The sequence below is a fragment of the Pelomonas sp. KK5 genome (genome assembly GCF_001984095.1).
Taxonomy (GTDB): domain Bacteria; phylum Pseudomonadota; class Gammaproteobacteria; order Burkholderiales; family Burkholderiaceae_C; genus KK5.
Genome location: NZ_LYVQ01000038.1, coordinates 13,760 through 36,261 on the forward strand (window position 1 = coordinate 13,760; position 22,502 = coordinate 36,261).

The window sequence follows — 22,502 nt, forward strand, 5'->3', positions numbered from 1 at the left end:
GATGGATGTCTTTTCTGCTTCAGTCGATTCGTTTGAGGCCCGCGCGGTAGCGGGCGGCGTTCTCTATGTAGTGGCGACTGGTCAGTTTCAAAGCCTCGATCTGTTCGGGTCTCAGCTCGCGCACCACGCGGGCCGGCGCGCCGACGATCAGCGAGCCGTCGGGGAACTCCTTGCCCTCGGTCACCAGTGCGCCGGCGCCGACGATGCAGCTCTTGCCGATCTTCGCGCCGTTGAGGATCACCGCGCCGATGCCGACCAGCGAGAAGTCGCCCACGGTGCAGCCGTGCAGCATCACCTTGTGGCCGACGGTGACGCCCTCGCCCAGCGTCAGCGGATAGCCCATGTCCGAGTGCAGCACCGAGCCGTCCTGGATGTTGGAGCCGGCGCCGATCGTCAGCATCTCGTTGTCGCCGCGCAGCACGGCCTGGAACCAGACGTTGGCACCCTCCCCGAGCGTCACCCGTCCGATCACCTCGGCGCTGTCTGCCACCCAGGCCGAATCGGCCACGTCCGGCACCAGGTCGCCGAGTTGATAGATCGCCATGCCATGCCTCCCGGCAAAAGGAGGCGATTTTAGTTAAGTGCGGCCGACTGCGTCTCTCAGCCGCTCCAGCCCGCTGCGGCTGACCGGCACCAGGCTGCCGTCGGCCAGCCGCGCGGCATGGCCCTCGGCGCCATGGCGTTCGATCGCGGCGAGGAAGGCCACGTTGACGATGGCCGAGCGGTGCACGCGCACGAACGCGGCCGGGTCCAGCTGGGCCTCGATCTCGGAGATCTTCTGCAGCTTGAGGCGGCTGCGACCCTGCGCATGCACGGCCAGGTAGTCGCCCTGGGCCTGCAGCCATTCGACCTGCTCCACCGGGATCACGTGCAGCTGCTCGCGCTCGCGGATCAGCAGGCGGCGCAGGGGCTCGCCGCCGCGCGCCGCCGCGGCCAGCAGCGCGGGCTCCGTCGACACCTGGCCGAGCGCGGCCGCGCGGGCCAGCGCGGCATCGAAGCGCTGCTGGGTGAAGGGCTTGAGCAGGTAGTCGACCGCATGCAGCTCGAAGGCCTTGATCGCATGCGCGTCATACGCGGTCGTGAAGATCACGCCGCTGCGCCGGCCACTCGCCTCCAGCACCTCGATGCCGGACAGGCGCGGCATGTGGATGTCCAGCAGCACCAGATCCGGCTTGAGCGCTTCCATCTGGCGCAGCGCCTCTTCGCCGTCCGCGCATTCGGCCACGAGCTGCAGGCCCGGATGGGCGGCCAGGTATTCGAGCAGCAGCCGGCGGGCCAGCGGCTCGTCATCGGCGATCAGGACGGTCTTCATCTTCTGCATGGACCGCGATCATGCCTCGGGCAGGCTGAGCGCCACGACGAAGCCTTCGTCGGCGCCCTGCCGCCACTCGATGCGGGCGCGCCGGCCGTACAGCACCTCCAGCCGCGCCCGCAGGTTGCGCAGGCCCAGGCCCGCACCAGCCGCCGGCGCCGCCAGCGGATCGAAGGGGTTGCTGACCTCGAGTTTCAGCTGACCACCCTGCAGCGCCGCCGCGACCCGCACCGTGCCGCCGCCCAGCGGCGCGACGCCGTGCTTGACCGCGTTCTCCACCAGCGGCTGCAGGCACATGGCCGGCACGTCGCAGCCGCGCGCCTCGGGCTCGATCTCCCACTGCAGCTTCAGCTGCGGGCCGAAGCGCCGCTGCTCGATGGCCAGGTACTGCCCGCACAGCGCCAGCTCCTCGTCCAGGCTCAGCCACTGGCGATCGGCCAGCGCCAGCGTGCGGCGGAAGAACTGGGCCAGCTCGATGGCCATCTCGCGCGCGCCGGCCGGGTCCATCTGCGTCAGCGCGCTGATCGAGTTCAGGCAGTTGAACAGGAAGTGCGGATTGACCTGGGTGCGCAGCAGCTGCAGCTCGGCCTCGCGGGCCAGCGCGAGCGCCTCGGCCTGGGCCTGGGCCGCCGCCTGGGCGCGCTCGAAGGCGATCAGCAGCTCGTGGGCCAGCAGCGCCAGCAGGTAGGCGCCCAGCGCCGCGGCGAACAGCAGCAGCCAGGCCAGCGAGCTCAGCTGCATCAGCGGCGGCGCGCCGAACAGCGGCCCGATGCCGTTCCAGGACACGGCCAGGCCCAGCCCCGCCAGCGCGGCCACCAGCGGCGCGCCGACGTACAGCGCCAGCAGCGCCGGCAGGCGCCGCTCGGGCAGGCTGCGGCAGAGGAAGTAGGAGGCCAGCGCGATGAAGCCATAGGCCAGGCTCAGCGGCAGCGCGAAGGCCAGCGCACGCGGCCAGGGCCCCTGCCCGGCCAGGCTCAGCACCCCGGCCAGCGCCGCGCCGGCCAGCAGGCAGGCCAGCACGAAGCCGAGCAGGCGGCGGCGGCTCTTGAAGACCGGATGCATCAGTTGCGGATGGTCACGCCGCCCATCACGATCTCGCCGTCGATCAGCAGCCGCCCGGCCGGCGCCGCCGGCGGCACCGTACGGTCGTCGACGCCGGCCAGCACATGGTCGGCCCGCACGCCCACGGTCCAGCTGCGCGGCACCTTGATCTCGATGCCGCCCATCACCACCTTGACGAGCAGCACCGCCTCGCCGCTGCGCATCGCCGCATCGCGCAGGTCCAGCTCCACGCTGCCGAGCACGGCGCTCAGCTCGCCGCCCTGGAAGTTCTGCGAGGCGTTGCTGAGCACCGCGCTGCCCATCACCGCATCGGCCTGGATGCGCTCGCTGTCGTCGGCGACGACGTCCGGCCCCAGGGGCAGCGGCATGCCGTGGCGGCGCGCCCAGCGGGCCTGGCGGCGCTGCCAGCGCCGGCGGCCCCAGCGGTCGTCGCGCAGCAGGAAGCTGGCGCCGAACAGGATCAGCAGCACCGGCCACCAGTCGCGCCAGTGCAGCTGCAGATAGCCCAGGTTCTGCGCGGTCAGCGCGGCGCCGACGAGGATCAGCGCGATGCCCGGCAGCACGCTCCAGCGGCTGAACAGGCGCACGGCGCCGAGCGCGACCAGCACCAGCGGCCAGTAGGGCCGCAACTCGGCGGCGTCGACGAAGCCGGCGTTGCCCAGCAGGGCCACGAGGCCCACGCCGATGATGAACAGGCCGATCACGAGGCGGCTCAATTGACGGTGGAACAAGGCGGGTCTCCATGAGGTGATGATGTCCATGCCGCCAGCATCGCCGCCCGACGCCGCCCGGGCGAGCGCTTTTCGGCGAATCGACGGCGCGGCTCGACGAATGGCTACCGCCCATCCTTCTTAGAATGCCGGCATGAGCAGCACCGCCCCCACCGTCACGTCCCAGTACGAGGACTTCATGCGCCATGTGTTCGAGCACGGCGTCACCAAGACCGACCGCACCGGCACCGGCACGCGCAGCGTGTTCGGCCACCAGATGCGCTTCGACCTCAGCCAGGGCTTCCCGCTGGTGACGACGAAGAAGGTGCACATGAAGTCCATCCTGCTGGAGCTGCTGTGGTTCCTGCGCGGCGACTCCAACGTCAAGTGGCTGCAGGAGCGCGGCGTGACGATCTGGGACGAATGGGCCCGCGCGGACGGCGACCTGGGCCCGGTCTACGGCGTGCAGTGGCGCTCCTGGCCGACGCCGGACGGCGGCCACATCGACCAGATCGCCGAGGTGGTCAAGCAGCTCAAGACCAACCCGGACTCGCGCCGCATCATCGTCAGCGCCTGGAACGTGGCCGAGCTCTCCAAGATGGCGCTGATGCCCTGCCACGCCTTCTTCCAGTTCTATGTGGCCGAGGGGAAGCTCTCCTGCCAGCTCTACCAGCGCAGCGCCGACATCTTCCTGGGCGTGCCCTTCAACATCGCCTCCTACGCCGCGCTGACGATGATGCTGGCCCAGCAGTGCGACCTGGAGCTGGGCGACTTCGTCTGGACCGGCGGCGACTGCCACATCTACAGCAACCACTTCGAGCAGGTGCAGACCCAGCTCGCCCGCGCGCCGCTGCCCTACCCGAAGCTCGTCATCAAGCGCCGCCCGGCCTCGATCTTCGACTACGAGTATGAGGACTTCGAGGTGGTGGGCTACGAGCACCATCCGGCGATCAAGGCGCCTGTGGCCGTATGAAGATCAGCCTCATCGCGGGCGTCGCCCGCAACGGCGGCATCGGCCGCGGCAACCAGCTGCTGTGGCGCCTGCCAGAGGATCTGGCCCGCTTCAAGGCGCTGACGCTGGGCCATGCGGTGATCATGGGCCGCAAGACCTGGGATTCGTTGCCCGAGCGCTTCCGCCCGCTGCCGGGCCGGCGCAACATCGTGCTGTCACGCCAGCCGGGTCTGATCCTCTCTGGAGCGGAAGTGATCGGCAGCCTTGATGAAGCGCTGGCGGCCTGCAGCGGCGACGATAGCGTCTTCGTGATCGGCGGCGCCCAGGTCTACGCCCAGGCGCTGCCGCAGGCCGATCGCCTGGAACTGACCGAGGTGGACGCCGACTTCGAGGCCGACGCCTTCTTCCCGGAGTGGGACCGCGGGGCCTTTGCGGAAACGGCGCGCGACAAGCGCACGTCCGCCGAGGGCCTGCCTTACGACTTCGTCACCTATCAGCGCAAATAACTGGTTACTCGAGGGAACACACCATGTCAGGACACGGCTTTCACGTACACGGCCCGCACGACCACGAGATCGAGCACGTCGCCCAGCACGGCGCCAGCGACGGCTTCGCCAGCAAGATCGCGGTGATGACGGCGGTGCTGGCCACGATCGGCGCGGTCTTCGGCTACATGGGCGGCTTGACGCAGGCCAATGCCGGCCTGTTCAAGAACGACGCGGCCATCCACAAGACCGCGGCCTCCGACCAGTGGAACTACTACCAGTCCAAGAGCAGCAAGCAGAACATGGCCGAGCTGGCGATGGACCTGACCAGCAACGAAGAGGCCAAGGCCAAGTACAAGGAAAAGATCGCCCGCTACGAGAAGGAGAAGGCCGAGATCAAGCTGGCGGCCGAGAAGCTCGAGCACGAATCCGAGGAATGGAACGAGAAGAGCGATCACCAGCTGCACGAGCACCACCGCTGGGCCCAGGCGACGACCGCGCTGCAGGTCGCCATCGCGATGGCGGCGATCACGCTGCTGACCAAGAAGAAGTGGATGGAGCACCTGACGATCGCCGCCGGCCTGATCGGCATCGGCCTGGGCGTCGCCGCCTGGATGCACTACTGAAGATGACGGCGGCGGCAGCAGCCTTGCGTCCGATGGTCGGCGCGGAGTTCGACGCCTGGCTGGGGCTGACCATTCCCGCCTTCGCCACGCAGAAGATCGCCTCCGGCCAATGGGCCGCGCGCGAGGCGCTGGCCCTGTCCATCAAGGCCCACGAGGAACTGCTGCCGCAGGGCCTGGCGACGCCGGACAACCACTTCTTCATCGTGCAGGACGAGGCCGGCGGGCGGGTAGGCATGCTCTGGTTCGCCGAGCAGGCGCGCGGCGCCGAGCGCATCGCCTACCTCTACAACATCGAGATCGACGAGGCGCAGCAGCGCCGCGGCCACGCCCGGCGCGCGATGCAGGGGCTGGAGCAGCAGGTGCGCGAGCGCGGCCTGGCCGGCATCAGCCTGCACGTCTTCGGCCACAACACCGGTGCGCAGGCGCTCTACACCGGCCTGGGCTTCCAGCCCACCAACATCACGATGTTCAAGCCGGTGGCTTGAGACCGGCAGCCCGTTCTCACGCGTAGGCCCAGCAGGCCTCGGCCGGCAGTTCGACCCAGTAGTCGCGCCCCGGCTCCCGCGGCTCCTGGCCGAAGGCCCGCAGGCGCTGCTCGCCGCTCTCGAACAGGTACTCCCAGCGGTCGCCGAGGTACATCGACGTGACCAGCCTGGATTGCACGCGGTTCGGCCCCGGCTGGTCGGCCACGGCCACCCGCTCCAGGCGGACCACCACCTGGGCTTTCTCGCCCACTCGCAGCGTGCCGCGGCCCTGCGCCAGCAGCGGCCCTGCCGGCCCGGCCAGGCGCACCGTGCCGGCGCCGACCTGCTCGACGGTGGCCTCGAAGCGGTTGTTGCTGCCCATGAACTCCGCGGTGTAGAGCGTCTGCGGTGCGCCGTAGAGCTCCTGCGGCGTGCCCTCCTGTTCGATGCGCCCGTTGCGCAGCAGCAGGATGCGGTCGCTCATGGCCATCGCCTCGGTCTGGTCGTGCGTGACGCACAGGGCCGAGAGATTCAGCCTGACGATCAGCGCGCGCAGCCAGGCGCGCGCCTCCTCGCGCAGCTTGGCGTCGAGATTGGACAGCGGCTCGTCCAGCAGGATCACCGGCGGGTTGTAGACCAGGGCCCGGGCGATCGCGACGCGCTGCTGCTGGCCGCCGGAGAGCTGGAAGGGGTAGCGCTCGCCCAGATGGCCCAGGCCCAGGTTCTCGAGCGCGGCCTGCACACGCTGGCCGACCTCGGCGGCGGGCACCTTGCGCAGCACCAGGCCGTAGCCGACGTTCTCGGCCACGGTCCGGTGCGGCCACAGCGCATAGGACTGGAACACCAGCCCCAGCGAGCGCCGCTCCGCCGGGAGATCGATGCCGCGTGCCGCGTCGTAGAGCGCGGCGCCATCCAGCAGGATGCTGCCCTGCGAGGGATGTTCCAGCCCCGCCACCGCGCGCAGCAGCGTGGTCTTGCCGCTGCCGGAGGCGCCGAGCAGCGAGACGACCTCGCCCGCATTCAGCTTGAAGGAGACGCCCTTGAGCACCGGGACGGCGCCGTAGCCCAGATGGATGTCGTTGACGACGAGCTTGCTAGTCATGGAGCTTGATCCCGAAACGAAGTGCCACGGCCAGACCCACGCTGACCATGACGATGTTGATGACGGACAGTGCGGCGACGAGATCGGTGGCACCCGAGGCCCACATCGAGACCAGCAGCGCGCCGATGACCTCGGTGCCCGGCGACAGCAGGTAGATGCCGGTCGAGTACTCGCGCTCGAAGATCAGGAAGATCAGCAGCCAGCTCGACAGCAGCCCGAAGCGCACCAGCGGCAGCGTGACGTGGCGGCTCACCTGCGAGGCGGTGGCGCCCACGGTGCGGGCCGCCTCCTCCAGGTCGGGCCCCACCTGCATCAGCGCGCTCTGCACGATGCGCTGCCCGTAGGCCAGCCAGATCACCGTGTAGGCGATCCAGATCGCGAACATCGAGTTGCGCCATTCCTTCAGCCCGGGCACGAACAGGAACACCCAGAGGAAGGCCAGGCCCGCCAGCAGCCCGGGTATCGCGCGCGGCACGAGGACGAGGTAGTCCATCAGCTTGGTGGCCGCGTCGTTGCGCCGATGGCCCGCGAACGAGATGGCCGCGTAGCAGGCCACGGCCAGCGCGCCGCCGATCACGCCGATGCCCAGCGTGTTCAGGATCGCGCGCACCAGGTTGTCCTGCTGGAAGACGTCGCGGTAGTGCTCCAGCGTGAAGGCGTCGACCAGCGAGATGCCCTCGCCCCACTGCGAGACGAAGGAGCGCAGCACGATGCCCGACACGGGCACGAACACCGACAGGAACAGCCACAGCGCCACGATGCCGATCGCCAGCCAGCGCCATCCGCCCAGGCGCAGCGGCACCTGGCGGCCGCCCTTGCCCTTGATGGAGACGTACTTGTTGGCGCTACGCAGCAGGCGCCGTTGCAGCAGCACCAGCGGAAAGGTCACCAGCACGATCAGGATCGCGACGACGGCCATCAGGTGGTACGAGGGCACGCCGAGCTTGCTGGCAAGCTTGTACATGTAGGTCGTCAGCACCAGGTAGCCGTTGGGGTCGCCGAGCACCAGCGGCAGGCCGAAGACCTCGAAGCCGAGGAAGAAGACCAGCACGCCGGCGAACAGCACCGAGGGCATCACCATCGGCAGGCTGACGTCGCGCGCCACACGCAGCGGCGAGGCGCCGGCGATGCGCGCGGCTTCCTCCACATCGCTGCCGAGGTTGCGCAGCGCCGAGGAGGCATACAGGTAGACGTGCGGCACATGGGTGAGCCCCGCGATGACGGCGATGCCGCCGATGGAGTAGACGTCCCACCACTCGGCGATGCCGAAGGCCTGCCGCCACCACAGCGTGTAGAAGCCGCTGGGCCCGGCCGACACCACGTAGCCGAGCGCCAGCACCACCGCCGAGACGAAGATCGGCGTCAGCAGCAGCGGCTCGATCCAGCGCCGGCCCGGCAGGTCGGTGCGCACCATCAGGAAGGCGAGCAGCGCGCCGAGCGGCACGGCGATCAGCACCATGCCGCCGGCGATCAGCAGCGAGTTGCGCAGCGCGAACCAGAAGTCCGGATCATCGAAGACGAAGCGGTAGGCGTCGAGCGACACCTCGTGCTTCGGCATGAAGAACGGGGCCGACAGCAGGCTCTGGTAGGCGATCATCACCAGCGGGAGCAGCACCACCAGCACGGTGATGCCGATCACCAGCCCGCGGCCGATCCCGGGCAGCCCCGGGAATCGGCCGCGCGGGTGCGCGAGGGTTTGCGTCATGGACATCGACGTCACTCCACAGGGTTCGTGCCAGGGGGCTCGTCAGGCGCTCACTTGCGCGCGACGTAGGAACGCCAGGTCTTGATGAACTCCAGCCGCTTGCCCTGTTCGAGATAGGTCAGCAGGTTCTGGTCGATGGCGATCGGGCGCAGGCTCGCGCCCATCTCCTTCTGCAGCGCATGCGCGGTCATCTCGCCCTCGACGTCCGGACGGATCGAGTACAGCTCCGAGGCCGTGGACAGCGTCGTCTGCCCCTTCCTGGACAGCAGGTAGTCCAGCCACAACCTGGCCGCGTTGGGGCTCTTGGCCGCCTTCGCGATGAAGGCCACGCGGCTCATCACCAGCGTGTGGTCGCGCATCAGCTGGTAGGCCATGTTGCTGTCCTTCTTCGCCCGGGCATGGGCGTAGGACGTGATCATGTTGTAGCCCATCACCTGCTCGCCCGAGGAGATGCGTTCCATCATCGTGCTGCTGGACGACTGCACCTTCACGCCGGCGCCGGCCATCGCCTTGACCAGGTCCCAGGTCTGCGCGGCGTTCACCTGCACGTCGGCCGTCAGATAGAGGAAGCCGACGCCGGCCTTCTCGATGTCGTAGGTGGTGATCTTGCCCTGGAAGCGGGGATCGGCCAGCAGCCTGATCAGCTCGGCATGGGTCTTGGGCACGTCAGCGGCGGGGAGCAGGCGCTTGTTGTAGACCAGGCCCAGCGGCTCGAAGGTCGTGCCGTAGGCCGTCTTCTGGTAGACGGCCCACGCGGGCAGCGCCTTGGCCTCGGGCGACTCGTAGCTCAGCGCGTAGCCGTCGGCCACGAGCTTGACGGCCTGGTCCATGGCCGAGTTCCAGACCACGTCCGCGCTGGTGGTGCCGGCCGCGGTCTCGCTGATGAAGCGGTTGAAGAGCTCCACGCTGTTCATGTCCATGTACTCGACCTTGACGCCGGGATACAGGCTCTCGAACTCCTTCACCAGCGGCTTGCCGGCCGCGGCGTCGGTGGGGGTGTAGACGGTGACCTTGCCCTCCTTCTTGGCGGCGTCGATGATGGCCTGGTAGCTGGCCGGATAGCCGGCGGGCACCTGGGCCTGCGCCGTGGCGAAGAAGGCGGTGGCGGCCAGCGCGAGGCAGGCTCGGCGGGTGATGCGATGGGTCATTGATGGCTCCTGGTGCGAGGGGCTTAGAAGCGGTGCTGGATGCCCACGCCGAAGCTGGACTGCGTGTCGGCGAAGGCCGCGTCGTCGCGCGAGACGCTGACGACGCCGCTCCTGGCCTTGGCGTTGGACGCGACGGCGTACAGCCAGGTGCGCTTGGACAGCGCGTACTTCGCGCGCAGGGCCAGCAGGTGCGGATCGTCGGGCGTCAGCGGGCCGGTCTTGACGTTCTGGAAGTAGTAGGCCGGGGTCAGGTCCAGCACCGGCGTCACCGACCAGGTGGCCCCGACCCAGGTCAGCGTGCTCTTCTGCTCGGCGCCGCTGGTCGGCGTCTTCTTGTACTGGCGCTGGGCCAGGAAGAACTTGACCGGCTTCATGTCGTAGCTCAGGCCCCAGTGCACGGTCTGCTCCTTGCTCACGGCACCGGTCTGGCGATCGCGCTGGTCCAGCACCAGCACGGCGCTGAAGGCGTCGAGGTCATAGCCCGCGGCCAGGGCGGCATAGCGTCCGGTGGCCGCGCCCTCGCCCGCCGCCACGCTCGCGCCGAGCTTGACGGGGCCGAACTTGCCGTCGTACTTGATCAGGTTGGAGGCGGCGGTCAGCATGCCGTCCTTGCGCGTGCCGGCGGCGCCGGCCGAGGTCGCCCAGGAGTAGAACGGCGCGTAGCCCATCGGGTCGAAGGGCAGGATGAAGTCATAGGCCGTCGTGTACGAGCGGCCGGCCACGATGCGGCCGAAATCGCCCTGCAGGCCCACCGTCGCCTGGCGGCCCCAGAACGACGAGCCGGCCGCGCCGGTGTCGAAGCCGACCTCGCCCTCGAGGTTGAACACGGCCTTCAGGCCGCCGCCGAGGTCCTCCACGCCGCGCAGGCCCCAGCGCGAGGTGTTCAGGCCACCGGAAGTCACCGCGACGCGGCTGTCGCCTGCAGCATTCATGTGATTGCGGTACTCGACCAGCGCGTCGGCGATGCCGTAGACGGTCACGCTGCTCTGCGCGGAGGCCAGCAGCGGCACGGCCAGCATGCAGGCTGCTGCGAGGGGTTGGAAGGTCTTGTTCATCGGGTCTCCTGTGGGTTTTGACGGAAGGGGCGAAATGCGAAGGCAACAGCAGGCCCCGGCCTGCCGCGATGGCAGGCCTGCCGATGCCGATTGGGAAAGACGGAGGAAGGGGGGAGGAAGCTCAGCGGCGCTTCATCGCCGGAGTCCGAAGCGGCCCGCCATGTCGGCGTACTGAAGGGACTGCTGCTCCAGGAAGGCCTGCAGCGCCGGGCCCGTCATCTGCAGCGGGAACAGCCCGTAGTGCGCCCGCAGCCTGTCGAAGGACGGCGTGGCCATCAACTGCTCGAAGGTCGTGCGCCAGGCATGGAAGGCCGCCTCGGACACCTTGGGGCCCATGTAGAGGCCGCGCACGCTGGGCCAGACCATGTCGGCGCCCTGCTCGCGTGCGGTCGGCACATGGGCCAGCAGGCCCGGCAGGCGGCGCTCGGCCATCACCGCCAGCACGCGGAACGGCCCCTGGGCGGGCAGCTTGTCAGCCACTTCGGACGCATCGCCCGCATACACCTGCACATGGCCGGCCTTCAGCGCCGCCGTGGCCTCGCCGCCGCCCTCGAAGGCCACGAAGCGCATGGCCTTGTAGTCCACGCCCGCGGCCTTGGCCACCAGCGCCGATTTCACCCAGTCCTGGCTGCCGATCGTGCCGCCGCCGGCAAAGGTGATCTTGCCGGGATTGGCCTTCAGCGCGGCCAGCAGATCCGGCAGGGTCTGCCAGGGCGAGCGGCTGCTGACGAGCACGATGCCATAGTCGGCCCCGACGGCTGCCAGCCAGCGCACATCGCCCATCGCATGGCGACCGAAGCGCCCGTTCGCGAGGTTCAGCAGCGATCCGCTGGAGAAGGCCACCAGGGTCTGCGCCTCGGCCGGGCGCTTCGTGATGATCGTGTCGTAGGCGATGGCGCCCACGCCGCCGGGCATGTAGCTGATGTGCATCGGCCGGGCGTGTCCGGCGTCCGCGAGCGCGGCCTGGACGAGCTTGCAGGTCAGGTCGAAGCCGCCGCCGGGCTTGGCCGGGGCGATGCATTCGGGGGGTGGCGTCGGCGTCTGGGCTCCGGCGCCCGGCGCGAACGCCAGGGCAGCGAGGACCAGCCCGACCATCCATTCGTAGGCTGTGCGCATGTGTCTCCTGTCGGTGTTCGTTGCCGGCCCCGGAAGCTTGTACTCCGAGGGCGGCGCGCCACCTGATGGAGAGGCACTCTAAGGAGTCCTACCTTTCAGGCGGCTTTCAGTCGTTGGCCTGATGCATCGGGAGTTTCAGCGTCACCGCGGCGCCCTTTTCCGATCCGTCCAGCGCCACCTGCGCCGCCGCCACTTCCATGCTGCCCTGGTGGCGCTGCGCGACGGCGCGCACGATGGCCAGGCCCAGGCCGGAGCCGGGCTTGTCGACATTGCTGCCGCGGAAGAAGCGCTCGCCCGCCCTCAGCCGCTCCCGGGCCGGAATGCCGGGGCCGTCGTCGACGACGCGCAGGCAGGCGCAGGCGCCGTCGCGCAGGACCTGCACGGTCACCTGGCCCCGGGCCGGCGTGTAGCGCAGGCTGTTGTGGAGCAGGTTCAGCAGGGCCTCGCGAAGCTGGCCCTCGTTGCCGCGCACGTGCACGGCCGTGCCGGCGGGCTCGAAGCCCAGGTCGATGCCCAGTTCCCGCGCCGAAGCCCAGGTCTCCCTGGTGCAGCGTTCGGCCAGGGCGTTCAGCTCGACGGCCGACAGCTGCTCCACGGCCGTGTCCGCGCGTGCCAGCGCCAGCATCTGGTTGGTGCGCCGCACCGTGTCGTCGATCTGCGACTTCAGCGCCACCAGCGCCTCGCGGACGCGCCCCGCGTCCTGCTCCCGCAGTGCGTAGCCCACCTGCGTGGACAGCGTGGCCAGCGGCGTGCGGATCTGGTGCGACGCGTCGTCCACGAAACGGCGCCGGCTCTCGATGAGTTCCCGCTGGCGTTCCAGGTGATGGTTGATGGCCCGCACCAGCGGCGCCGCATCCGCCGGCACCTCGGCCTCGTCCACCGGCGACAGGTCATCGCTGGACCGCGCCGCGACCTCCCGGCGCAGGCGCTCCAGCGGCTGCAGGGCCCAGCCGATGAGCAGGGCCAGCGTCACCGTGACGACGACCACGTTGAGCGCATCCCGCCCGATCGCCTGCAGGAGCAGCCCGCGGGAGAACGCGTTGCGGGAAGTGGTCGACTCCGCCACCTGGATCACCAGCCGCCGTCCCGGCTTGTCCGGGTCCAGTTCCCGCGACAGCGCGCCGACGCGGACCGGCTCGCCGAAGTATTCGGCGTCGATGAACTGCGGCACGCCCAGCTTGAGGCCTCGCTCGGGCAGCGGCAGGCCGGCATTGCCGATCTCGACCAGGCCGTCCTCGGTGCTGACGCGGAAGTAGACCTGCCCGCTCGCGGTCAGCTCGAAGAACTCGAGCATGCGATAGGGCAGCTCCACCGAGAGACCGGTCTCGGTGGAGACGTTGCTGTCGATCGCCTTGATGGCGCCGAGCAGCGAGCGATCGTAGGCCGCATCGGCGGCCTGCAGACCGGTCTTCCAGGTCAGCGCCGACTCGATGCTCACCATCACGAGCATCACCGGGATGGCCAGCATCAGCAGCGTCCGCCGCACGCTGAACCGGTGCCAGGCCGCCGGCAGCCGGGGCAGCCTCACGACGCTTCCAGGACGTAGCCGAGGCCGCGCAGCGTCGTGATGCGGACCTTGCCCGTCTCCAGCCGGCGCCGCAGGCGATGGATCAGGACCTCGACCACCTCGGGCCGGACATCCTGCTCGTCGGAGAAGATGCGCTCCAGGATCTCCTGCTTGGACAGCGGCTCGCCGCTGTGCTGGATCAGCGCGCGCAGCACGCCGTGCTCCCGCGGCGACAGCGTCAGCGCCTCGCGGTCCAGGGTGAACTGCTTGGTCGCCGCGTCGTAGGCCAGGGGCCCGCAGGTGAAGCGGGGCTGCTCGCGGCCGCGGGATCGCCGCACCAGCGCGACCAGGCGCGCCTCCAGTTCCTGGATCTCGAAAGGCTTGGCCAGGAAATCGTCGGCACCTTCGTGCAGCGTGCTGACCTTTTCCATCAGCGAGTCCCGCGCGGTCAGGATCAGCACCGGCACCCGCGAGTCCTTCAAGCGCAGTTCGCGCAGCACCTCATGCCCGCCCTGGCCCGGCAGGCCGAGGTCGAGGATCAGCGCGTCATAGCGGGTCGCCTGCAACTGGCGCGCGACCAGGCGCCCGTCGTCCACCCAGTCGACGACGAAGTCGCTCTGTCCCAGGGCCCGGACCAGCCAGTCAGCCAGTGGGCGTTCATCTTCAGCAAGCAGCAGGCGCATGGGCGAATGCTAGCGGACGGCCCGACGCAGGACAGCGCCGGCTAGACTTCGCTCCTGATTGCCAGCCCCCTTGAACAGACCATGAAATTCGCCACCTGGAACGTCAATTCCCTCTCCGTGCGCCTGCCCCAGTTGCTGGACTGGCTGGCCGCCAACCCCGACCTCGATGCGGTCGTGCTGCAGGAAACGAAACTGACCGACGACAAGTTCCCGACGCTGGAGATCGGCGCGGCCGGCTGGCAGGTGCAATGGTTCGGCCAGAAGACCTACAACGGCGTGGCGCTGATCAGCAAGCAGCCGGCGCAGGACGTGGTGAAGAACATCACCGGCTTTGCCGACGAGCAGGCGCGGCTGATCGCCGGCACCGTCGGCGACGTGCGCGTGATCGGCGGCTACTTCCCCAACGGCCAGGCGCTGGACAGCGACAAGTTCGTCTACAAGATGGCCTGGCTGGACGGCCTGCGCGCCTGGCTGGCCACCGAGATGGCGGCGCACGAGAAGCTGGTGATCATGGGCGACTTCAACATCGCCCCCGAGGACCGCGACTGCTACGACCCCGCCGCCTTCGTCGGCCAGACCCACACCTCGCCGCAGGAGCGCGCCCACTTCCAGGCCCTGATCGACATGGGCCTGACGGACGCCTACCGCATGTTCGAGCAGCCGCCCAAGAGCTACAGCTGGTGGGACTACCGCATGCTCGGCTTCCAGAAGAACAAGGGCCTGCGGATCGACCACATCCTGGTCAGCCATGCGCTAAGGCCCAGGGTCACGGCCTGCACGATCGACCGTGCGATGCGCAAGCTGCCCAAGCCCAGCGACCACGCGCCGGTGATCGTGACGCTGAGCGACTGATCGGCTAACGCATCAGCTCCAGGCACTCGTCCAGCAGTTCGTGCAGCCGCTGGACCCGCGCCTCGCCGAGCTTCGCGTTGATCGAGAGCTGGGCCCGCTTCCACTGCGCCTTGACCTCGGCCCGCAGCGCGCGGCCCGCCGGCGTGGCCTGCACGATGCGCGAGCGGGCGTCCTCGCCCGGCAGCAGCTCGGCCAGGCCCGCGCCCAGCAGCGGCTGCAGGTTGCGCGTCAGCGTGGACGCGTCCAGGTCCATCTCGCGCGCCAGCTGGCCCGGCGCGATCGGCCCCAGCTGCTCGACATGGCCCAGCAGCGAGTACTGCGTGGTAGTCAGGCCCGAAGCGCTGAAGAAGGGCTCGCACTGCGCGGATACCAGCCGCGTCAGGCGGCGCAGCTTCAGGTTCGTGCAGCCCTTGGGGACGACGGTCTTGCTGGACATCGGATGATTGTAGCTACAATCATTGTATCTACAAGGAGTTCACCATGAGCAGCCAGGATCACGACCAAGTTCTGCAGCAATGGAAGGCCGAGGAAGCCGCCGTCCGCTCGCGCCAGATGCCCGTGGGCCTGGCGCGCCCCGACCAGGTGGCGGGCCGGACGGGCCTGGAGGTGATGCACATGATGCTCGACGGCGAGCTGCCGCCGCCGCACATCACCGACACGATGGACTTCATGCTGATCTCGGTGGCGCATGGCGAGGCCACCTTCCAGGGCACGCCCAGGCTGCGGCACTACAACCCGCTGGGCGGCGTGCATGGCGGCTGGTATGCCACGCTGCTCGATTCGGCGCTCGGCTGCGCCGTGCACACGACGATGCCGGTGGGCCGCGCCTACACGACGCTGGAGTTCAAGGTGAACCTGGTGCGCGGCCTCAACGAGCGGGTGCCGCTGGTGCGGGCGATCGGCAAGGTGGTGCACTCAGGCAAGCAGGTCGCCACCGCCGAGGCCTCGCTGGTGGGCCACGACGGCAAGCTCTACGCTCACGCGAGCACGACCTGCCTGGTGTTTGAAACGCGCTGACTGATCATCAGCCGCGCAGCGCCGCGGCGCCCTGCGCGAGCCTGGTGATGCGCGCCCAGTCCTTGGCGTCCACCGCGTCCTGCGGGGTCAGCCAGGAGCCGCCGCAGACCTTCACATTGGGCAGGCTGAGGAACTGCGGTGCCGTCTCGAGCGAGATGCCGCCGGTGGGGCAGAACACGACGTCCGGGAACGGACCGGCCAGCGCCTTCAGCAGGTTGATGCCCCCCACGGCCACCGCCGGGAACAGCTTCAGGAAGCCGTAGCCGCCTGCATTGGCCTGCATCACCTCGCTGGCGGTGCTGACGCCCGGCAGCAGCGGCAGGCCCTGCTCCTTGCAGGCGGCGCCGATCGCGTCGGTGTAGCCGGGGCTGACGCCGAACTGGCAGCCGGCATCGCGCGCGGCTTTCACATCCGCCACGGTGCGCAGCGTGCCCGCGCCGACGATGGCCTGCGGCACGGCCCTGGCCATCGCCTCCATCGCCTTCAGCGCCACCGGCGTGCGCAGCGTCACTTCCAGCACGCGCACGCCGCCGGCGACCAGCGCCTCGGCCAGCGGTACCGCGTCTTCCAGGCGCTGGATGACGATGACGGGGATGACGGGGCCTTGCTCGGCCAGGCTCAGGGTGTTGTCGATCATGTCAGTCCTTGTGGTGTTCAGAGCCAGGTCACCGCGCCTTCTTCGGCCGTGCGGGCGTTGCGGCGCATGCCGGCGAACAGGTCACGGCCGAGGCCGTGGGCGTTGTCGAAGGCGTGCTCGGGCGTGATCTTCGCGTTCTCGCGCGCCTCCCATTCGGCCTGCGGCACCAGGGCCAGCAGCTCGCCGGTGGTGGCATCCATGCGCACCACATCGCCATCGCGCAGCTTGCCGAGCGGGCCGCCGGCCAGCGCCTCGGGGCTCACATGGATGGCCGCCGGCACCTTGCCGGAAGCGCCGCTCATGCGGCCATCGGTCACCAGCGCGACCTTGAAGCCCTTGTTCTGCAGCACGGCCAGCGGCGGCGTGAGCTTGTGCAACTCGGGCATGCCGTTGGCGTGCGGGCCCTGGAAGCGCACGACGACGACCACGTCGCGCTCCAGCTCGCCGGCCTTGAAGGCCTCCTGCATGCCCTCCTGGCTGTCGAAGATCCGGCATGGCGCCTCGACGACATGGCGGTCGTCCGGCACGGCGGAGACCTTGATCACCGCGCGGCCCAGGTTGCCCTGCAGCAGCTTCAGGCCGCCGGTGGGGCTGAAGGGCGCCGCCGCGGTGCGCACCACGGAATCGTCGCCGCTGGCCGGGGTCAGGTCTTGCCAATCGACGGAGCTGCCGTCGGCTGCCAGCGTCGGGACCCGCGCGAAGGGCCGCAGCGAACTGCCCGCCACGCTCAGCACGTCCTCGTGCATCAGCCCGGCGTCCAGCAACTCGCGGATCACGAAGCCCGGGCCGCCGGCATTCTGGAAGTCGTTCACATCGGCGGTGCCGTTGGGGTAGACGCGCGACAGCAGCGGCACGACGGCGGACAACTCGGAGAAATCGGTCCAGTCGATCGTGATGCCGGCCGAACGGGCCACGGCCACCCAGTGGATCAGGTGGTTGGTCGAGCCGCCTGTGGCCAGCAGGGCCACCATCGCGTTGACGATGCAGCGCTCGTCGACCATGCGGCCGATCGGGGTGTAGTTGGCCTTGGGCGCGATCGACAGCACGGTGCTGACGGCCTGCCGCGTCAGCGCCGCGCGCAGGTCGTCGTGCGGGTGGACGAAGGCGGCGCCCGGCACATGCAGGCCCATCGCCTCGAGCAGCATCTGGTTGCTGTTGGCCGTGCCGTAGAAGGTGCAGGTGCCGGCGCCGTGGTAGGCGGCGGACTCGGCCTTCTGCAGTTCGTCGCGGCCCACCAGGCCCTGCGCGTACTGCTCGCGCACCTTGCCCTTGGCGCTGTTGGACAGGCCGCTGCTCATCGGGCCGGCCGGCACGAAGACGCAGGGCAGATGGCCGAAGTGCAGCGCGCCGATCAGCAGGCCCGGCACGATCTTGTCGCAGATGCCCAGCAGCAACGCGGCGTCGAAGACGTCGTGGCTCAGTGCGATGGCCGTGGACATGGCAATGGTGTCCCGCGAGAACAGGGACATCTCCATGCCCGGCTGGCCCTGGGTGACGCCGTCGCACATCGCGGGCGTGCCACCGGCCACCTGGGCGGTGGCACCCAGCGCGTGGGCGGCCTCGCGGATCAGCGCCGGGTAGCCCTCGTAGGGCTGATGGGCCGACAGCATGTCGTTGTAGGCCGTGACGATGGCGATGTTGGGCGCCTTCTCCGCCACGATGCGCAGCTTGTCGTTGGCCGGCATGGCAGCCACCGCGTGCGCGACGTTGGCGCAGCCCATGCGCTCGACGCCACGCTTGCGGCCGGCCATGTGATCGACACCATCGAGGTAGGCGCCGCGGGAATCGGCACTGCGCTGGCGGATGCGCTCGGTTACAGCCGCGAGGGTCTTGTTCATAGGCTGGATCGTTGTAACTCGAGAGGTTGAAAATCGGTAACCATATTACATCGAATGCCCGGCCGCCGGGTTACATCAAGGGTACAGCAGCAGGGCGTCGGCGGGCAGGCAACACGAGCAAGCAACATGCCGGCGTCACATGTCAAGATCATGGCCATGCAAGGCAGTTCCCATGACAACGCCGCCCTCTACGCCCGCACGCTGGCCCAATGGCGCGCCGTGCCCGGGCAGGACCTGCTGCTGTTCGCCTACGGTTCGCTGATCTGGCGGCCGGATTTCGACTACACGGCGTCCTATCCCGCCCGCGTGCAGGGCTACCACCGCGCGCTGCGCATGCAGTCGCAAGTCAACCGCGGCAGCCCCGAGCAACCCGGCCTGGTGCTGGCCCTGCTGTCCGGCGGCAGTTGCCGCGGCCTCGTCTTCAGGGTCGCCCATGCCGAGGGCGAGGCGGTGCTGGAGGCGCTGTGGGCGCGCGAGATGCCGCTGGGCGAGGAATTCCGCCACCCCGACGGCCGGCGCAGCCACCTGCCCGTGCCCACCTACGAGCCGCGCTGGCTGAGCTGCCAGACCACGCAGGGCCCGTTGCGCGCACTCGCCTTCACGCTGTCGCGCCACAGCCCGAGCTGGACCGGCGAGATCGGCGATGCGCAGCTGCTGCACATCTTCGGCCATGCACGCGGCCGCTATGGCACGACGCTGGAGTACCTGATGCGCACCGTGCACGGCCTGCGCGAGCACGGCATCCGCGACGTGGAGCTGGAGCGGCAATGGCACCTCGCCGCGCGGCACGGCCTGTGCGGGCCGCTGGCGCCGCAGCGGGCGGCCCGGGGCCAGGCTCAGGAACGCTGAGGCTGGCCGGTCTCGGCCGCGGCCGCCTCGGCGCGCATGCGGGCCAGGTCGTCCTCGGTGTCGATGTCCACCAGCACGCCCGGGTCGTCCACGTCGACCGCCTGCGAGGCGTAGCGGGCCAGCAGCCGGCGGGCGCCCTCGTCGCCCTGCAGGTCCACCAGCTCCGAGTACAGCTCCGCGCTGAAGCCGACCGGATGGCCGCGCCGGCCCCGGTACTGTGCATAAGCGAGCGGGAAGTGCTCCAGCGCGTCCGCCACGGCGCGGATGCTGCCGGGCTTGAGCAGCGGCATGTCGGCCGGCACGATCAGCCAGCCGTCGGCATCGCCTGTGGCGCTGACGCCGGCTGCGATCGAGTGCCCCATGCCCACCGGGCTCGGGCGGCCGCGCCCGTCCACGTCGGGCAGTTCGACGACGTCCTGGGCGGCCACCAGGCGGCGCACGGCCGGCGCCAGCTGCGCGCTGGTGACGACCACGACGCGCAGGTGCGTCTGCAGCGCATGGTGCAGCGTGCGGGACAGCATCGTGTCGCTCGTCGTCGAGCCTGCGGCGGGTTCCAGCGGCTGCATCAGCTTGTGGCCGGCACCCCGGAAGCGGACGCCGCGTCCCGCTGCCAGCACGACGACAACAGGTCGCCGTTTGCTCATAGCTGAATCCTTCTCTTCGGTGGCACCAGCCCGGACGCGAGGCCCTGGCTGGCGGTTTGTACAGCATGCCGCTGGCCCGGGGCCGGCATAACTGGGACCATTACCTAAGGCTTTCTACCGTCGACAGCCCAGTGGAAGCCCTCCGGAAGCGCCGACAATCGAGCGATGAGCAAGCTATCCGACCTGAGAAAGAGCTACGAACTCGGCGAACTGGACGAGGCGCTGGCCTCCGGCAGCCCGATGGCGCAATTCAGCCAGTGGTTCGAGCACGCGCTGGCCGCGCCCGAGGTCCACGAACCCAATGCGATGACCCTGGCCACCGTCGGCGCCGATGGCCGGCCCTCGACGCGCATCGTGCTGGTCAAGGCCTATGACGAGCGCGGACTGGTCTGGTTCACCAACTACGACAGCCGCAAGGGCCGGGAGCTGGCCGTCCACCCCTTCGCCGCGCTGCAGTTCCATTGGGTGGAGCTGGAGCGGGTCGTGCGGATCGAGGGCCGGGTCGAGAAGGTCTCCGACCAGGAATCGGACGACTACTTCCAGTCGCGCCCGCTCGACTCGCGCCTGGGCGCCTGGGCCTCGCCGCAGAGCCAGGTGATCGAGTCGCGCGCCACGCTGGTGGCCAATGCCGCGAAGATGGCCGTCCGCCACGGCCTGAAGCCGCCGCGTCCGCCTCACTGGGGCGGCTACCGGCTGGTGCCGGAGCGCTGGGAGTTCTGGCAGGGCCGCAAGTCGCGGCTGCATGACCGGCTGGTCTACCGCAAGGACGAGGCCGGTGCCTGGCAGCGGGAGCGGCTGGCGCCGTGACCCGTCGCGTCAGCGGGTGCTCAGCGAGAGCTCCGCATGCGGCTGGGCCCCGTCCGCCACGCGCGGGGAGCTGACGAACAGGCGGCTGTTGGCAATGCCCTTGGCGATCAGCGCATCGCGCACCGCCGCGGCACGCTGGTCGGCCAACTGCCGCAGTTGCTCGTCACTGACGGCCGGCGCCGTGGCGGCCTCGCCCTTTTTCGCGGGTGAAGCGGCGCGCTGTTGTTGTTGCTGCTGCTGCCGGCGCGCCTCGCGGCGCTGCTCGGCCTCGGTGCCGGCCTTGGCCTGAAGTTGCGCCAGCGCGGGCCCGTCGGCCTGGGCATCAGCCCAGCCGGTGATCGTCAGCGCCAGGCCCGGCCGGTCGGCCAGCATCTTCGCCACCTTGTCCAGTTGCTCCGGCGCGCCGGGCGCGGCGCTGCCGGGCGCGAAGGCCGCCTGGCTGGCGTCGCCCTCACCCCCTCCGCTGCCACCGAACAGCAGCGAGAACGGCGCGGTCACCGCCTTGGCCAGCAGGTTGCCGATCAGCTTCAGCACGATGCCGCCGATGCTGAAGTCAGGATCGTTGATCGAGCCGCTGACCGGCAGGTCCAGGTCGATCACGCCGTCCGAGTCCTTCAGCAGGGCCACGGCCAGCAGCACCGGCAGCGTGGTCGCGTCGGGGCTCTCGACCTTGTCGCCGAAGGTCAGCTGGTTGAGCGTGATGCGGTTGCTGGCCTCGAGCTGGCCGCCTGGATCGATCTTGTAGTGCACCTCGGTGGAGAGCTTGCCCCGCTCGATCGCATAGCCGGCATATTTGGCGGCATAGGGCGAGAGCGGGGAGAGTTCGATGTCGCTGGCCTTGGCGGTGACGTCCATCGTCAGCGGAGCACCGGCCGGGTTCAGTTGCCCCTCCACGCTGAGGTCGCCGGTGCCCTGCACCTTGCCGCGCAGGCTCAGCGGCGCCATCGCGGGCTTGCCGGTGGCGAAGGCGCCCAGGCTGCCCTGCAGTTCGGTGAGGTGGGCGCTGTAGTTGGGCTTGACGAAATGGTCGCTGAAATCGATCTCGCCCTTGCTGAACTGTATCTGGCCCACCGTCAGCAGCGCGGCAGGCCCGGAGGCCGCCGGGGCAGGTGCCGAGGCCGCGGCCGGCGCGGCGCGCGTGCCGAGCTCCCTGATGTTGAAGCGCCCCTGCTCGTCCACGTTCAGGCGCATGTAGTAGTCGTCCAGCGCGGCCTTGGCCACGGTGATCTCCGGCGGCTTGCCCGGCAGCAGCCGGGCTGCCACGCCACCGAGCGCCAGCGACTGCCAGCCCAGCAGCTCTCCGCCGACCTGGCGCTGGCCGTCCTGCCAACTGGCCTGGTTCAGGCGCAGGCGACCCAGCGAAGCATCGCCGTTCCACGTGGCTCGCCAGGCTTCGCCCTCGCGGGCTGCCGAGAACTCGCCTTGCAGGCCGAGCTCGGCGCGGCGCAGCTGCAGGCCCCAGGCGCGATCCAGATACGGGTCCAGCAGTTGCAAGGGCAACTGCTCGACGCGCAGCTTGCCACGCAGGCTCGGCGCCATCGCCAGGACCTCGCCCTGCCACTGCAAGCTGCCGTCTTCCCGCTGGACCGGCGTCGAACGCTCGCGGCCGAGGCTGAGGCTCAGGTTCACCGCTATCGGCTCGGCGGTCGGTGGCCAGGCCAGGTGCTGGGCCTTCAGGCGGATCTGCCCCACGCGCACGACGGTGTCCGCCGCGGCCTGGGCATCCTGAAAGCGCAGCGCACCCTGTTCGATGCTGAGGGCCTGCGCCGTCACATGCCAGGCGGGCGCGTCTGCGGCCGGCACCGCTGCGGGCGCGGGCGGGAACAGCGTCTCGTGGCGCCAGCGGCCGTCGGCGGCGCGGGCCGCCTGCAGCAGGGGCTGCTGCAGGCTCAATTCACCGGCCTGGATCCGGCGCGCCCCCAGGTCAAGGT

At 69.8% G+C, this 22,502-nt stretch carries 24 protein-coding genes; 8 read left to right on the plus strand and 16 right to left on the minus strand.

Annotated elements, in window-relative coordinates; translation table 11 throughout:
- Positions 1-19: 19 nt before the first annotated feature.
- Genes B0W88_RS08110 through B0W88_RS08125 form a run of 4 tightly spaced genes read right to left on the minus strand, consistent with a single transcriptional unit; the run spans position 20 to position 3,105 of the window.
- Positions 20-544: a gamma carbonic anhydrase family protein gene (locus B0W88_RS08110; RefSeq protein WP_077034157.1), complete on the minus strand. Its 525-nt coding sequence runs from the start codon at positions 542-544 to the stop codon at positions 20-22.
- A 33-nt stretch (positions 545-577) separates the two neighbouring features.
- A complete protein-coding gene (locus B0W88_RS08115; RefSeq protein ID WP_233151650.1) occupies positions 578-1,321 on the minus strand; it encodes a LytTR family DNA-binding domain-containing protein in 744 nt (247 codons plus the stop codon).
- A 9-nt stretch (positions 1,322-1,330) separates the two neighbouring features.
- Positions 1,331-2,374, minus strand: a complete 1,044-nt coding sequence (locus tag B0W88_RS08120; RefSeq protein WP_077034158.1) for a sensor histidine kinase — start codon at positions 2,372-2,374, stop codon at positions 1,331-1,333.
- Positions 2,374-3,105, minus strand: a complete 732-nt coding sequence (locus B0W88_RS08125) for a LiaI-LiaF-like domain-containing protein (protein WP_158080823.1) — start codon at positions 3,103-3,105, stop codon at positions 2,374-2,376. The genes B0W88_RS08120 and B0W88_RS08125 overlap by 1 nt, the downstream gene beginning before the upstream one ends.
- Positions 3,106-3,238: 133 nt before the next feature.
- Between B0W88_RS08125 and B0W88_RS08130 the strand changes: the two genes are divergently transcribed.
- From B0W88_RS08130 to B0W88_RS08145, 4 genes are read left to right on the plus strand one after another with little or no spacing between them, the layout of a single operon-like run.
- On the plus strand, positions 3,239-4,057 hold the full coding sequence (locus B0W88_RS08130; protein WP_077034160.1) for a thymidylate synthase: 819 nt from the start codon (positions 3,239-3,241) through the stop codon (positions 4,055-4,057).
- Positions 4,054-4,542 carry a dihydrofolate reductase gene (locus B0W88_RS08135; protein ID WP_077034161.1) on the plus strand — a complete coding sequence of 163 codons (489 nt, stop codon included), beginning with the start codon at positions 4,054-4,056 and terminating at the stop codon, positions 4,540-4,542. Before B0W88_RS08130 ends, B0W88_RS08135 begins: the two co-directional genes overlap by 4 nt.
- Positions 4,543-4,565: 23 nt before the next feature.
- Positions 4,566-5,147 carry a DUF4337 domain-containing protein gene (locus B0W88_RS08140; RefSeq protein WP_077034162.1) on the plus strand — a complete coding sequence of 194 codons (582 nt, stop codon included), beginning with the start codon at positions 4,566-4,568 and terminating at the stop codon, positions 5,145-5,147.
- A gap of 32 nt (positions 5,148-5,179) precedes the next feature.
- The gene (locus B0W88_RS08145) at positions 5,180-5,632 is read left to right on the plus strand and encodes an N-acetyltransferase (protein WP_233151651.1); all 453 of its coding nucleotides are present in this window, start codon (positions 5,180-5,182) and stop codon (positions 5,630-5,632) included.
- A 16-nt stretch (positions 5,633-5,648) separates the two neighbouring features.
- Here B0W88_RS08145 and B0W88_RS08150 read toward each other — a convergent pair whose 3' ends face one another.
- The 7 genes from B0W88_RS08150 to B0W88_RS08180 form a co-directional block, all read right to left on the minus strand.
- A complete protein-coding gene (locus B0W88_RS08150; RefSeq protein ID WP_077034164.1) occupies positions 5,649-6,713 on the minus strand; it encodes an ABC transporter ATP-binding protein in 1,065 nt (354 codons plus the stop codon).
- Complete coding sequence (locus tag B0W88_RS08155) at positions 6,706-8,424, minus strand: ABC transporter permease (RefSeq protein ID WP_369973856.1); 1,719 nt, start codon at positions 8,422-8,424, stop codon at positions 6,706-6,708. The genes B0W88_RS08150 and B0W88_RS08155 overlap by 8 nt, the downstream gene beginning before the upstream one ends.
- A gap of 44 nt (positions 8,425-8,468) precedes the next feature.
- The gene (locus tag B0W88_RS08160) at positions 8,469-9,566 is read right to left on the minus strand and encodes an ABC transporter substrate-binding protein (RefSeq protein WP_077034165.1); all 1,098 of its coding nucleotides are present in this window, start codon (positions 9,564-9,566) and stop codon (positions 8,469-8,471) included.
- Between the two features lie 23 nt (positions 9,567-9,589).
- Complete coding sequence (locus B0W88_RS08165) at positions 9,590-10,621, minus strand: porin (protein WP_077034166.1); 1,032 nt, start codon at positions 10,619-10,621, stop codon at positions 9,590-9,592.
- 132 nt (positions 10,622-10,753) lie between these two features.
- Entirely contained in the window at positions 10,754-11,737 is a 984-nt protein-coding gene (locus B0W88_RS08170; protein WP_077034167.1) for a tripartite tricarboxylate transporter substrate binding protein, read from the minus strand.
- 106 nt (positions 11,738-11,843) lie between these two features.
- Positions 11,844-13,265, minus strand: a complete 1,422-nt coding sequence (locus tag B0W88_RS08175; RefSeq protein ID WP_083748644.1) for a sensor histidine kinase — start codon at positions 13,263-13,265, stop codon at positions 11,844-11,846.
- Complete coding sequence (locus B0W88_RS08180; protein ID WP_077034168.1) at positions 13,262-13,927, minus strand: response regulator; 666 nt, start codon at positions 13,925-13,927, stop codon at positions 13,262-13,264. The genes B0W88_RS08175 and B0W88_RS08180 overlap by 4 nt, the downstream gene beginning before the upstream one ends.
- A gap of 81 nt (positions 13,928-14,008) precedes the next feature.
- On the opposite strand from B0W88_RS08180, the gene B0W88_RS08185 reads away from it, so the two are divergent.
- A complete protein-coding gene (locus B0W88_RS08185) occupies positions 14,009-14,779 on the plus strand; it encodes an exodeoxyribonuclease III (RefSeq protein ID WP_077034169.1) in 771 nt (256 codons plus the stop codon).
- Between the two features lie 4 nt (positions 14,780-14,783).
- Here the strand turns inward: B0W88_RS08185 and B0W88_RS08190 are convergent, their stop codons facing one another.
- Positions 14,784-15,215 carry a MarR family winged helix-turn-helix transcriptional regulator gene (locus tag B0W88_RS08190; RefSeq protein ID WP_077034170.1) on the minus strand — a complete coding sequence of 144 codons (432 nt, stop codon included), beginning with the start codon at positions 15,213-15,215 and terminating at the stop codon, positions 14,784-14,786.
- A 44-nt stretch (positions 15,216-15,259) separates the two neighbouring features.
- Between B0W88_RS08190 and B0W88_RS08195 the strand changes: the two genes are divergently transcribed.
- Positions 15,260-15,796: a PaaI family thioesterase gene (locus tag B0W88_RS08195; protein ID WP_077034171.1), complete on the plus strand. Its 537-nt coding sequence runs from the start codon at positions 15,260-15,262 to the stop codon at positions 15,794-15,796.
- Between the two features lie 7 nt (positions 15,797-15,803).
- Here B0W88_RS08195 and eda read toward each other — a convergent pair whose 3' ends face one another.
- Both eda and edd read right to left on the minus strand, forming a co-directional pair.
- Positions 15,804-16,433: a bifunctional 4-hydroxy-2-oxoglutarate aldolase/2-dehydro-3-deoxy-phosphogluconate aldolase gene (gene eda, locus B0W88_RS08200; RefSeq protein WP_077034172.1), complete on the minus strand. Its 630-nt coding sequence runs from the start codon at positions 16,431-16,433 to the stop codon at positions 15,804-15,806.
- 17 nt (positions 16,434-16,450) lie between these two features.
- A complete protein-coding gene (gene edd, locus B0W88_RS08205; protein ID WP_077034173.1) occupies positions 16,451-18,271 on the minus strand; it encodes a phosphogluconate dehydratase in 1,821 nt (606 codons plus the stop codon).
- A gap of 156 nt (positions 18,272-18,427) precedes the next feature.
- Here edd and B0W88_RS08210 point away from each other — a divergent pair, with 156 nt between their 5' ends.
- Positions 18,428-19,120 (plus strand): gamma-glutamylcyclotransferase, encoded by a 693-nt coding sequence (locus B0W88_RS08210; RefSeq protein ID WP_144006667.1) that lies wholly within the window; start codon positions 18,428-18,430, stop codon positions 19,118-19,120.
- Here B0W88_RS08210 and B0W88_RS08215 read toward each other — a convergent pair.
- The gene (locus B0W88_RS08215; RefSeq protein ID WP_077034175.1) at positions 19,108-19,764 is read right to left on the minus strand and encodes an NTP transferase domain-containing protein; all 657 of its coding nucleotides are present in this window, start codon (positions 19,762-19,764) and stop codon (positions 19,108-19,110) included. The genes B0W88_RS08210 and B0W88_RS08215 overlap by 13 nt on opposite strands.
- A gap of 165 nt (positions 19,765-19,929) precedes the next feature.
- Between B0W88_RS08215 and pdxH the strand changes: the two genes are divergently transcribed.
- On the plus strand, positions 19,930-20,571 hold the full coding sequence (pdxH, locus tag B0W88_RS08220) for a pyridoxamine 5'-phosphate oxidase (protein WP_077034176.1): 642 nt from the start codon (positions 19,930-19,932) through the stop codon (positions 20,569-20,571).
- 9 nt (positions 20,572-20,580) lie between these two features.
- Here pdxH and B0W88_RS08225 read toward each other — a convergent pair.
- The coding region (locus B0W88_RS08225) for a DUF748 domain-containing protein (RefSeq protein WP_144006668.1) at positions 20,581-22,502 on the minus strand (1,922 nt) is incomplete at its 5' end.